Source organism: Rothia santali (assembly GCF_024199905.1).
GTDB lineage: Bacteria > Actinomycetota > Actinomycetes > Actinomycetales > Micrococcaceae > Rothia > Rothia santali.
Map to the genome: position 1 here is coordinate 18,350 of NZ_JANAFB010000018.1, position 11,668 is coordinate 30,017.

Consider the following 11,668-nt stretch of genomic DNA (forward strand, 5'->3'; position numbering starts at 1 on the left):
CCGCTGTGGTGTGTGTGGTGGGCGGGCGTCCCCGGGGCCGGGTCAGCTCCCCCCGGGGGTGCCGGGGCCCGCCGGCGGGGACGGCTCGGCGGGCGGCCGCTCGGCCTTCCCGGCGGGCTGCTCCGGGGCCTCCTCCGCGGCCGGGGACGCCGGCTCCGCGGGCGGCGCGGGCGGCTCCTTGGCCTCGAGGTCCAGCCCGGCGACGACGCGACGGGCGTCCGGGATCAGCGAGGCCAGCCCGGTCCCGGAGACCCAGGCGCCGACGACGGCCAGCCGGTCCTCCCCCGCGAGACTGCTGCGGAAGGTGCGCACCTTGTCCTCGTGCCCCTCCGGGATGCGCGGCATCGCCGCGCGCCAGCGCACGACGTCGGCGTCGACCAGCTGCCCCCGGCCCAGCGGCACGCCCATGATCCGGGCGGCGTCGTGCAGCGCCAGGGCGATCAGCTGCTCGTCCGGCAGGGACAGCTCGGCGACGCCCTGCTCCCCCGCGGCCGAGTCCCGGCCGTAGGAGAGCCGGAGCACGTGCCGGTCGGACCCGGCGCGCTCGGCGATCCAGTCCCACTTGACGTTCGCGTGGGTCAGGGCCTTGGCGCGGACCTCCCGGACCTTCTCGCTGATCAGGACGCCGGTGCCGCGCGGGGCATCATTGAGCCGCGGCTCGTCGAGCACCAGCGTGGCCAGCGCGATCTCCTGGCCCGGACGCACCTGCGGCAGGCGCTCCGCGGGGACGCGGCTGCCCAGCAGGCGCACGGCGGTGGGGCCGTCGGTCGCGATGACCAGGACGTCGCCGCTGATGACGGAGCGCTTGCCGGTCCCGCCCGTCTGGCGGCGGATGACCATCCAGCGCCCGTCCGCCTCGTCGCGGTCGACGGCGATGACCTCGCTGCTGGACAGCAGCCGCACCCCGCGCCGCGAGAGGTCCGCGACCAGGGCCTCGGAGAGCTGGTTCATCCCCCCGACGAGGCCGCCGACCTGGGAGCCCGCGGGCGAGCGGGCCCGCAGCACGGCGGCGGCGGCGCCCAAGGAGCCGAACTGGCGGATGCCGGCGCGCAGGCCCGGGGCCACGACGTCGACGTCGAGCTGGTCCGGGTGGCTGGAGTGGATGCCCATGGTCACCGGGGCGACCAGGTTCTCCAGGACCTGCCGGCCCATCCGGGCGCGCACCAGGGCGCCGAGCGAGCGGGTGTTGAAGCCCGTGGAGGAGGGGATGATCCGGTCCAGCGCGGCGCGGCGCCGGCCGGCGGGGGTCAGCGCGCCGGCGAGCTCGGGGTCCCGCGGGTTCGCGGGGATGCCCAGGATGCCGGAGGACGGCATCGGGAGCGGCCCGGAGGGCAGGTGCAGCCACGACCCGGCCCGGCGGGGGGAGACGGCCGCCTCGGACAGGCCGAGCTCCTCGATCAGGTCGGAGACCGAGGAGTTGCGGGTCGCGAAGGACTCCGCCCCGGAGTCGAGGATCATGCCCCCGACCCGGTGCGCGCCCACCGACCCGCCGAAGTGGTCCTTGGCCTCGGTGAGCACGACCCGCAGGCCCCGCTCGGCGAGGTCCCGCGCGGCCACCAGGCCCGCGACCCCGCCGCCGATGACCACGGCGGTGCGCGCCGGCGTCGGGCTCCGATGCCCCGCGGGCGCGCCTCCTCGGCGGACTTGAGGGTGGCGGCGCTGCCGATCGACTCAGCGTTCTGGGGCATCTGGCTCTCTTCCGTGGATGAGGTCGACGAGGCGGGTCAGCACGGTGGGATCCGTCCCGGGGGGAACGCCGTGCCCGAGGTTCACCACGTGCGAGACGGCGGCCCTCCCCCTCGAGAGTACGTCCACCGCGTGCTCGCGCAGAACCTCCCACCCCGCATCCAGCAGGGCCGGGTCGATGTTCCCCTGCAGCGGCGTGTCCGGGCCCAGCCGGCGCGCGGCCTCGTCGAGGTCCAGGCGGTAGTCGACGCCGACGACGTCGGCCCCCGCCTCCTTCATCGCCGGCAGCAGCTCGCCGGTCCCGGTGCCGAAGTGCACGCGCGGCACGCCGTAGTGCTCGACCGCCGCGAGCGCCTGCGCCGAGTACGGCAGCACGTGGCGGCGGTAGTCCCGCTCGGGGAGGGAGCCGGCCCAGGAGTCGAAGAGCTGGACGGCGCTCGCCCCGGCCTCGATCTGCGCGGCGAGGAAGCGCCCGGCCGTGCGGGCGGTCCACTCCGCGAGCGCGGCCCAGGCCTCGGGGTCCCGGTGCATCATGGTGCGCGGGAGCAGGTGGTCGCGGGAGGGCCCGCCCTCGACCATGTAGGCGGCCACGGTGAAGGGTGCTCCGGCGAAGCCGATGAGCGGGGTCCCGCCGAGCTGCTCCACGGTCAGGCGGACAGCCTCGCGGATCGGGTCGAAGGCCGAGTCGGGGATCTCGGGCAGCGCGGCGATCTGCTCGGCGGTGCGGTAGGCGGTGCCCATCACGGGGCCGCGGCCGGGGACGATGTCGACGTCGAGGCCCGCGAGCTTGAGCGGGACCACGATGTCGGAGAAGAAGATCGCGGCGTCGACGCCGTGGCGGCGGACCGGCTGCAGGGTGATCTCGGCGGCGAGCTCGGGGGTCAGGCAGGCCTCGAGCATTCCCGTGCCCTCGCGGGCCTCGCGGTACTCGGGCAGCGAGCGGCCGGCCTGGCGCATGAACCACACCGGCGGCGTCTCGGGGCGGTCGCCGCACATGGCGCGGATCATCGGCGAGCTCGCCGTGCCGCCGCTGCGCAGCGGGTGCGCCTCCGGAAGGTGGGTGAGCTGGTCGTCCGTGAGCAGTGCGCGAGGCGAGGATCCCGATGTCGTCATAGTGCCTCCATTGTGCCAAGTATCGGAGCGGATTTTTGCGACAGGGTGTCGCCCGGCGGCGGATGTCTCGCGCGTCACGCGCCCGGGTGTGGCCGAGGTCTCCCGCACCGCCCTCCCCGGGCGCGAGCACCACCCCGCCGGCGGCACCCCGGGCATCTCCCAGATCACATCCGAGGCGGTTCGCCCCGGGCTCCGGGCGCGGTTATTATGAACGAGTCGTGGTTCTCTTTACGCTCGTCGCATCGCACCGGAACGTCGATCTCAACACTGTGGCCAGGTTGTCCACGGGGATCGACGCGCTCCCCCATGCCCTGGTGACCCACGGCCCCCTCGAGGGCCTGGTCACCCTCTCGACCTGCAACCGCCTCGAGCTCTACGCCGAGGCCCCCTCCCGCCCCGGCGCGGTCGAGGACTGCGTCGAGGCCCTCGTGGCCAAGATCTCCCGCTCCGCCGGGCTCGACGCCGGGTTCGTCGCCGACTCGCTCGAGCTGCACCGCGAGGAGGACGCCGCCGCCCACCTGTTCACGGTCGTCTCCGGGCTCGAGTCCGCGGTGGTCGGCGAGCGCGAGATCACCGGCCAGGTGCGCCGGGCGCTGATCGACGCCCAGGGCGCCTCCGCGGCCTCCGGCGAGCTCATCCGCCTCTTCGAGTCCGCGGCCCGCACCGCCCGGGCGGTCGGGACCCAGACCTCGCTCGGCGAGCGCGGGCGATCCATCGTCTCGGTCGCCCTGGACCTCGCCGAGGACGTCTCCCCCACCCGCTGGGACGGCGCCCGCGCGCTCGTCTTCGGCACGGGCGCCTACGCCGGGGCGACCATGGCCGCCCTCGCGGAGCGCGGCTGCGCCGACGTCCTGGTCTACTCCGGCTCGGGCCGCGCGCGCGAGTTCACGGACAAGCGCGGCGGCGCGCCGGTCGAGCGCGAGGACCTGCGCGAGGCCATGAGCGGGGCGGACATCATCATCGGCTGCAGCGGCGGCTCGGCGCCCATCGCGGCCGCGGCGCTGCCGGAGGGGCCGCGCGTCGTCGTGGACCTGGCGCTGACCCGGGACTTCGACCCCTCGGTGGCGGACCTCGACGGCGTCGAGCTCATCACCCTGGAGTCGGTGCGGCTGGCCGCGCCCGAGGAGACGGTCGAGTCGGTCGAGGCCGCCCGCCGGATCGTCGACCGGGCCGCCGCGGACTTCGCGACCCACCGCAGCGAGCGCTCGGTGGACACGGCGATCGTGGCGCTGCGGCGGCACACCATGGCCATCCTGGACTCCGAGATGGAGAAGGTGCGCGGGCAGTACGGCTGCGGCGCGCAGTCGGACCAGCTCGAGTTCGCGATGCGGCGCATGATGCACTCGCTGCTGCACACGCCCATGGTCAAGGCGCGCAAGCTCGCCGCGGCCGGGCGCGAGGACGAGTTCTTCTCCGCGATCGAGGCGCTGTACGACCTCGAGGTCGAGCCCGAGGAGCGGCCCGCGGACCGGCGCCCGGGCGTCGCGGCCGCGGACCAGGGACGCGACGCCGCGGCGGCAGGGCGGGGCACCGGGCCCGACGCCGCGGCAGCCGGGCGAGGCGCCGGCCCCGACGCGGCGCTCCCGCCCCGCGGCCTGCCCTCCGACTACCCCTCGGCGCAGATCCCCGGCCCGGGGATCGACGACGAGCTCTGCCGCCGCCCCCGCGCCTCCTGACGCGCCGGACCGACGCCGGGGCCGCTAGCGCTCAGCGAAATCGCGCGTCCACCGCCGCCGGCTCCCGCCCGCGTGGGTAGGCTGAGGTCACGACACGGCAGCCGCGAGCTGCGCTGACCTACGGAAGGGATCCCATGGAGATCAAGATCGGCATCAAGGACGTCGCCCGCGAGGTGGTCATCGACTCGGCGCAGGACCCGGAGGAGATCGTCGCCTCCGTCTCGGCGGCCATCGAGAACAAGACGCTGCTCAAGCTCGTGGACAGCAAGGGCAAGTCGACCCTGATCCCCGGCGAGTCCCTCGGCTACGTCGAGATCGGGGCCGAGGCCAAGCGCCACATCGGCTTCGGCCCGTTCTCCGAGGCCTAGGCAGCCGCCTCCCGGCCCGCGGGCCGGCCGCGCCTGCCCCGCGGGAGCGGCTCCGCCCGCGCCCCGGGGAACGCCCGTGAGAGGGCCCGGTTCCGCACGGAACCGGGCCCTCCGCGCGTTCTCCCGCTCACCTTCCCTGCGAAATCGCGGTGCTTCAGGCTAGACTGAGGGCGTCCCAGGATGACCGGTCGTCACGTGATCCGCAGTGAACCCACCCCGTCGCCGCCCGGGCGGAAGGCCCCTCAGGCCCTCCCCGGCGAGCGCAGAATGACCCGCGATCGGCTTCCGCACACCAGCCGACCCGCCGGACGGCGGCCAGGCCGCCGCGACCTCGACGTCGCCCGCGGCCCGTCGGCGCACGCACCGATCGGAGCAGCTCACGTGAGCCAGGAAACCACCCCCATCGCCGCCGGCGAGGACCTCGCCGTCGCCGAGGCCGTCGACGCCGCGGCCACCGCCTCGACCGACGCCGTCGAGCCCGAGGTCCAGGAGAAGACCTTCGCCGACTACGGCGTCCGCCAGGACATCTGCGACGCCCTCGCCGCCCAGGGCATCCTCCACCCGTTCCCCATCCAGGCGCTGACCCTCCCGGTCGCCCTGTCCGGCCAGGACATCATCGGCCAGGCCAAGACCGGCACGGGCAAGACCCTCGGCTTCGGGCTGCCCGTGCTCCAGCGCGTCTCGGGCCGCTCGGACGGCGGCTGGGAGAAGCTGCGCTCCCCCGGCGCGCCCCAGGCCCTCATCATCGTCCCGACCCGCGAGCTGGCCGTGCAGGTCGGCAGCGACCTCTCCGCCGCGGCCAGGACCCGTGACGCGCGCGTGGCCACCATCTACGGCGGGCGCGCCTACGAGCCGCAGATCGCGGAGCTGGAGCGCGGCGTCGAGGTCGTCGTCGGCACCCCCGGGCGCCTCATCGACCTGCACCGCCAGAAGCACCTGAACCTCTCGCAGGTCACCGAGATCGTGCTCGACGAGGCCGACGAGATGCTGGACCTCGGCTTCCTCCCCGACGTCGAGAAGCTGCTCGCCGCCCTGCCCGAGGTCCGCCACACGATGCTGTTCTCGGCGACCATGCCCGGCCCGGTCATCGCGATGGCCCGCCGCTACATGTCCCGCCCCATGCACATCCGCGCCTCGAGCCCGGACGACGAGGGCCACACCAAGAAGGACATCCGCCAGGTCATCTACCGCGCCCACCCCATGGACAAGGACGAGCTGATCGCCCGCGCGCTGCAGTCCGAGGGCCGCGGCCGCACCATCATCTTCACCAAGACCAAGCGCGCCGCCGCCCGCGTCTCCGAGGAGCTGACCCGCCGCGGCTTCGCGGCCGGCGCGATCCACGGCGACCTCGGCCAGGGCGCCCGCGAGCAGGCCCTGCGCGCCTTCCGCAACGACAAGGTCGACGTCCTGGTGGCCACCGACGTCGCGGCCCGCGGCATCGACGTCACCGACGTGACCCACGTGATCAACTTCCAGTGCCCCGAGGACGAGAAGATGTACCTGCACCGCATCGGCCGCACCGGCCGCGCGGGCAACAAGGGCACCGCGATCACGCTGGTGGACTGGGAGGACGTCCCCCGCTGGTCGCTGATCAACAAGGCCCTGGACCTCGGCGTGCCCGAGCCCGTCGAGACCTACTCCTCCTCGCCGCACCTGTTCGCGGACCTGGGCATCCCGAAGGGCACCAAGGGCCGCCTGCCGAAGGACCGGCAGACGCACGCCGGCCTGGAGGCCGAGGAGCTCGAGAGCCTGGGCGGCCCGGACGACCGCCGCGAGCGGCGGGCTCCGAGGACGCGACGGGGCCGACGCCGGCCGGGCCGCTCCGGCTCGGAGGGTCGCTCGCGCTCGAACGACTCCCGGCGCTCCGAGCCGGGCGAGGGCTCCGGCCGCCGGTCCGGCGCGGGCGAGCGCTCGGAGCGCCGGTCCGACTCCGGCGAGGGCTCGCGCGCCGCGCCGCGTCGTCGGAGGGCTCTGCCTCCCGCTCCGATGCGGGCGAGGGATCCGGCCGCCGCGAGGGCTCCGGGGACCGCACGCGCCGTCGTCGTCGCAGCCGCTCCGGCTCGGGTGCCGCGCGCAACGGCGGCGGCTCGGCCGGGCAGGAGTAGCCCGCGCCGTGGACCTGGAGTTGACCGGCCCGGATCTGGTGATCCGGGCCGACAACATGGACGTGCTCGAGAGGCTGCCGCGCGGCCGGTTCTCGATGATCTACGTCGACCCGCCGTTCAACACCGGCCGCGCGCAGGTGCGCCGGTCCCTGAGCACGCGCCCGGCGGCGCCCGAGGAGGGCGACCGCCGGGGGTTCAAGGGCCGCACCTACTCCTCGGTGCTGCAGACCCTCTCCCGGTACGACGACGCCTTCGAGGACTACTGGTCCTTCCTCCTGCCCCGGTTGGAGCTCGCCCGCGAGCTGCTCGCGGAGGACGGCACGCTCTACCTGCACCTGGACTACCGCGAGGTGCACTACGCCAAGGTCATGTGCGACATCGTGTTCGGGCGCGAGGCGTTCCTCAACGAGATCATCTGGGCCTATGACTACGGCGCGCGGGCCAAGCGCCGGTGGCCGACCAAGCACGACAACATCCTCGTCTACGTCAAGGACCCCGGCGGGTACCACTTCTGCTCGGAGGAGGTGGACCGCGAGCCGTACATGGCCCCGGGCCTCGTGACCCCGGAGAAGGCCGCGCGCGGCAAGCTGCCCACCGACGTGTGGTGGCACACGATCGTCTCGCCCACGGGCCGGGAGAAGACCGGGTATCCGACGCAGAAGCCCGCGGGGCTCGTCCGGCGGATGGTCGCGGCGTCGTCGCGCCCCGGGGACTGGGTGCTGGACTTCTTCGCCGGCTCCGGGACCCTGGGCGCGGTCGCGGCGGCGGCCGAGCGGCGCTACGTGTGCGTCGACTCCAACGACGAGGCGATCGCGACCATGCGCAGGCGGCTGCCGCGGGCCCGCTTCCTCGACGTCGCCCCGGACGGGCGCGTGGAGGAGCTGGCCGCGGACTGAACGCCCGCCCGACGGCCGGCCCGTCGAGACGGGGACGGCCCGCCGAGGTGGGGATGGCCCTGCCGGGACGCCCTCAGCCGACCGCCGGGCGGGCCTGCTCGCGGATCGCCTCCAGCGCCTCGGGCGACGTCGTGTTCTCCCCCAGCAGGTTGGGCTTGCCGGCGCCGTGGTAGTCGCTGGAGCCGGTGACGATCAGGTCCCGGCGCCGCGCGTAGTCGAGCAGCCACTCCCGGGCCTCGGGCGGGTTGTCCCGGTGGTGGACCTCGACGCCGGCCAGCCCGGCGTCGACCATCTCGTCGAAGACGTCCTCGGACACGACCCGCCCGCGCGCGCTGGCCAGCGGGTGGGCGAAGACCGGCACTCCCCCGGCCTCGCGCACCAGGCGCACGGCGTCGGACGGGTCCGGCGCGTAGTGGGGGATGTAGTAGGGGGTGCTGGGCCGCAGGATCGTCGCGAAGGCCTCGCTGCGGTCCGCGCACACCCCGGCGTCGACCAGGGTGTCCGCGATGTGGGGCCGGCCGACCGTGGCGTCCTCGCGCACGTGCTCGAGCACCGCGTCCCAGTCGATGGGGTAGTCCTCGGCGATCCGCTCGACCATGCGCCGGGCCCGGTCCATGCGGGCGGCCCGCGAGCGGCCGATCTCCGCGGAGAGCCCCGGCGCGAGCGGGTCGTGGAGGTAGCACAGCAGGTGCACCGAGATGCCGCGCGCGCTGGAGCAGGAGACCTCCATGCCCGGCACGAAGTCCAGGCCGAGCTCTTCGGCCCGGCGCCGGGCCGCGGCCCACCCCGCGGTCGTGTCGTGGTCGGTCAGCGCCACCGCGTCCAGCCCCGCCCGCGCGGCCGCGTCCATGACCTCGGCGGGGTCCTGGGTCCCGTCGGACGCCGAGGAGTGGGTGTGCAGATCGATGCGCATGTCCCCCAGGCTACCCGCCGACGCCGTCGCGGCAGGTCAGGCGGCGGGCCGGCGGATGCCCCGCGGGTGCCCGCGCGGTTATCGTGGGGGTCATGACTTCTTCGAATCAGCCCCTCGCACCGGGTTCCGACGAGGACCGGGAGCAGACGCTCGCCGAGCGCTCCGAGAACCGCTCGAGCCCGCCCCGCTCGGAGGCCTTCAAGCGCTTCATGTCCCAGGGCTGGGCCCCCGCGCCGGACCGCGCCCCGGAGCGCTCCGCCGTGGCCGAGGCGGGCCGGCGCCGCCGCGAGGCCCTCTTCGCCGCCTTCCCCGGCGAGCGCCTGGTGATCCCGGCGGGCCCGCTCAAGGTCCGCTCCAACGACACCGACTACCGCTTCCGCCCCCACTCCGCGTTCGCGCACCTGACCGGTCTGGGCGTCGACCACGAGCCCGACGCCGTCCTGGTCCTCGAGCCGCTGGAGGACGACGCCGCCGGCGCCCCCCGCCACGAGGCCACCCTGTACTTCCGCCCGCTGGCCGGACGCGACACCGAGCAGTTCTACGCCGACCCGCGCTACGGCGAGTTCTGGGTGGGCCCGCAGCCCACGCTGGGCGAGATCGAGTCCGAGTACGGGCTGTCCTGCCACGACCTGTCCGAGCTGGAGGTCGCGGTCACCAAGAACGCCGGCAACCAGGCGCTGGGCGGGACGCGCGTGCGGCTGGTCCGCGAGGTCGACCTCAACGTCGACGCGCTCGTGGACACCTCCCGCTACAACACCGGCGTCGACCTCGAGGAGTCCGACGCCCTCGACGCCCGGCTCGCCGAGGCGCTCTCGGAGCTGCGCCTGGTCAAGGACGAGCTGGAGGTGGAGAACCTGCGCCGCTCGATCGCCTCGACCGCGGTGGGCTTCGAGAACATCGTCCGGTCCCTGCCGCGGGCCGTCGGGCACCGCCGGGGCGAGCGCGTCGTCGAGACCGCGTTCTTCGCCGCGGCGCGCACCGAGGGCAACGACGTCGGGTACGAGACCATCGCCGCCTGCGGCAACAACGCGACCGTGCTGCACTGGATCCGCAACAACGGCGCCGTGGTGCCGGGCGAGCTCCTGCTGGTCGACGCCGGCGTCGAAGACGACACCCTCTACACCGCGGACATCACCCGCACGCTGCCCGTGGACGGCCGCTTCACCGAGGTCCAGAAGCGGGTGTACGACGCCGTCCTGGCCGCCGCCGACGCCGCCTTCGCCGCCGCGGTGCCCGGCAACCGGTTCCGCGACGTCCACGCCGCCGCGGTCCGCTCGCTCGCCGAGTCGCTCGACGGGTGGGGCCTGCTGCCCGTCTCGGTCGAGGAGGCCGTCTCGGACCAGGGGGGCCAGCACCGGCGGTGGATGCCGCACGGGACCAGCCACCACCTGGGCCTGGACGTGCACGACTGCGCCCAGGCCAAGCGCGAGCTGTACATCGACGGGGTGATCGAGCCGGGGATGGTGTTCACGATCGAGCCGGGGCTCTACTTCAAGGAGGACGACCTGGCGATTCCCGAGGAGTACCGGGGCATCGGCATCCGGATCGAGGACGACGTCCTCATCACCGCCGAGGGGCCCGAGAACATGAGCTCGGCGCTGCCGCGCACCACCGAGGAGGTCGAGGCCTGGATGGAGGGGCTGCGCTGACCGGGTGAGCGGGCCGGGCGGTTGGGCGGCCGCTCGGCCGGGGCCGTCGTCAGGGCCGGGCAACCACTCGGCCGGGCCCGTCGTCAGGTCCGGGCAGCCGCTCGGCCTGACCGGCGTCAGGTCCGGACCGCCGCTCGGCCGGACCGGCGTCAGGTCCGGGGGCCGTCCCCGTCCCGGCGACGACGCGGCGGAACGTCCTCGTCCGAGCCGCCCCAGGGGGATTCACCCCTGCCCGGGCCGGGTCGCGAGGGCTCGTCCTCGCCGACGCGCGGCTCGCCCTCACCCGCGCGGTGCTCATCCTCGCCCAGGCGCCGCTCGCCCTCGGAGGGAGCGGCGCCGGCGTCGTCCTCCCCCGCGGGGGCCTGCCGAGGCGCCGCGGACGGCGCCGCGGCCGGTCGCCGATTCGGGGCGTCGGCGTCGGTGGAGCCGCCGGCCACGGTCGAGCCGCCGGCCGCCGAGGAGCCGCGGCTCGGTGCGGATTCGCCGCGCGCCGCCCGATCGGCCGCCGCCGGGGCCGCCGCGTCCTCGTCCTCCCGCAGCCCGAAGCGGGGCCGGCCGTCCGGGAGGTCCGCGAAGTCGCGGGCCTGGCTCGGCTCGGCCGGGCGCTCGCCCGCCTCCGCGCGCTGGCCGAAGGCGGGGGCGCGGAGGGCGCCTCCGCGGTCGGGCGCGGGGCCGGGGCGCCCGGCTGCTGCTCCGACGTCGGACGCAGGGGGCCGCGCCCGGCCTGACCGCCCAGCAGGCGCCGCGCCTCCCCCGCCTCCTGCGGGATGCAGACGAGCTCGTAGGTGCCGGCCACGAGCTGGCCCACCGCCGTGAAGTTCCGCGAGGAGCCCCGGCGCGAGTAGGTGATCACCGTGAGGATCACCCAGAACGCGATGCCCAGGGGGACGGCGGTGAGGAACGCGGAGAGCCAGGCGTCGCCGGTGAACAGGACCAGCAGCAGGGCCAGCATGACGCCGTAGAACAGCCCCTGCAGCGCCCCCGAGGCGGCCACCTTGGCGTAGGACAGCGCGCCGACGACGTATTCGACCTGCCGGAGGTCGCTGCCCACGATGCTCAGGTGCTGGATGGGGAAACCCCGCTCGGCCAGCAGGTCCACGGAGGCCTGCGCCTCCTCGTAGCGCGGGTAGCGCGCCACGGTCACGGCGCTGGGCAGCTGGGCGGCGCGCGCGGCCGCGAGCCTGGAGTTTCCGGAGATAGCCATACTCCATCTTCGCCGAAAGCGCCGGGGCCGCGCATCCCCGGGCGCGGGTATCGCCACC

General features: G+C 75.1%; 8 protein-coding genes and 1 pseudogene. 5 read left to right on the forward strand and 4 right to left on the reverse strand.

What is annotated here, in order from left to right:
- Positions 1-42: 42 nt before the first annotated feature.
- On the reverse strand, positions 43-1,587 hold the full coding sequence (hemG, locus tag NBM05_RS08665) for a protoporphyrinogen oxidase (RefSeq protein ID WP_254166576.1): 1,545 nt from the start codon (positions 1,585-1,587) through the stop codon (positions 43-45).
- An 84-nt stretch (positions 1,588-1,671) separates the two neighbouring features.
- Positions 1,672-2,799 carry a uroporphyrinogen decarboxylase gene (hemE, locus tag NBM05_RS08670; RefSeq protein WP_254166577.1) on the reverse strand — a complete coding sequence of 376 codons (1,128 nt, stop codon included), beginning with the start codon at positions 2,797-2,799 and terminating at the stop codon, positions 1,672-1,674.
- 218 nt (positions 2,800-3,017) lie between these two features.
- On the opposite strand from hemE, the gene NBM05_RS08675 reads away from it, so the two are divergent.
- The 4 genes and pseudogenes from NBM05_RS08675 to NBM05_RS08690 all read left to right on the forward strand — a co-directional run bounded on the left by NBM05_RS08675 (position 3,018) and on the right by NBM05_RS08690 (position 7,844).
- Positions 3,018-4,475: a glutamyl-tRNA reductase gene (locus NBM05_RS08675; RefSeq protein WP_254166579.1), complete on the forward strand. Its 1,458-nt coding sequence runs from the start codon at positions 3,018-3,020 to the stop codon at positions 4,473-4,475.
- A gap of 134 nt (positions 4,476-4,609) precedes the next feature.
- Positions 4,610-4,843, forward strand: coding sequence for a DUF3107 domain-containing protein (locus NBM05_RS08680; protein ID WP_254166581.1), 234 nt, complete (start codon positions 4,610-4,612; stop codon positions 4,841-4,843).
- 381 nt (positions 4,844-5,224) lie between these two features.
- Positions 5,225-6,948 (forward strand): annotated as a pseudogene (locus NBM05_RS08685) (DEAD/DEAH box helicase).
- A gap of 95 nt (positions 6,949-7,043) precedes the next feature.
- The gene (locus NBM05_RS08690) at positions 7,044-7,844 is read left to right on the forward strand and encodes a DNA-methyltransferase (RefSeq protein ID WP_254166623.1); all 801 of its coding nucleotides are present in this window, start codon (positions 7,044-7,046) and stop codon (positions 7,842-7,844) included.
- Positions 7,845-7,917: 73 nt separating this feature from the next.
- On the opposite strand, the gene NBM05_RS08695 is transcribed toward NBM05_RS08690, so the two are convergent.
- Positions 7,918-8,757 (reverse strand): PHP domain-containing protein, encoded by an 840-nt coding sequence (locus tag NBM05_RS08695; protein WP_254166583.1) that lies wholly within the window; start codon positions 8,755-8,757, stop codon positions 7,918-7,920.
- A gap of 92 nt (positions 8,758-8,849) precedes the next feature.
- On the opposite strand from NBM05_RS08695, the gene NBM05_RS08700 reads away from it, so the two are divergent.
- On the forward strand, positions 8,850-10,406 hold the full coding sequence (locus NBM05_RS08700; protein ID WP_254166585.1) for an aminopeptidase P family protein: 1,557 nt from the start codon (positions 8,850-8,852) through the stop codon (positions 10,404-10,406).
- Positions 10,407-10,455: 49 nt separating this feature from the next.
- Here NBM05_RS08700 and NBM05_RS08705 read toward each other — a convergent pair whose 3' ends face one another.
- Positions 10,456-11,610 (reverse strand): YflT domain-containing protein, encoded by a 1,155-nt coding sequence (locus tag NBM05_RS08705; protein WP_254166586.1) that lies wholly within the window; start codon positions 11,608-11,610, stop codon positions 10,456-10,458.
- Between the last annotated feature and the right edge of the window lie 58 nt (positions 11,611-11,668).

Bases quoted from the DNA above. Each gene is read 5' to 3' on its own strand.
- NBM05_RS08700 (WP_254166585.1), top strand. From the start codon at position 8,850: ATGACTTCTTCGAATCAGCCCCTCGCACCGGGTTCCGACGAGGACCGG.
- NBM05_RS08705 (WP_254166586.1), bottom strand. From the start codon at position 11,610: ATGGCTATCTCCGGAAACTCCAGGCTCGCGGCCGCGCGCGCCGCCCAG.
- NBM05_RS08695 (WP_254166583.1), bottom strand. From the start codon at position 8,757: ATGCGCATCGATCTGCACACCCACTCCTCGGCGTCCGACGGGACCCAG.
- NBM05_RS08680 (WP_254166581.1), top strand. From the start codon at position 4,610: ATGGAGATCAAGATCGGCATCAAGGACGTCGCCCGCGAGGTGGTCATC.
- hemE (WP_254166577.1), bottom strand. From the start codon at position 2,799: ATGACGACATCGGGATCCTCGCCTCGCGCACTGCTCACGGACGACCAG.
- NBM05_RS08690 (WP_254166623.1), top strand. From the start codon at position 7,044: ATGATCTACGTCGACCCGCCGTTCAACACCGGCCGCGCGCAGGTGCGC.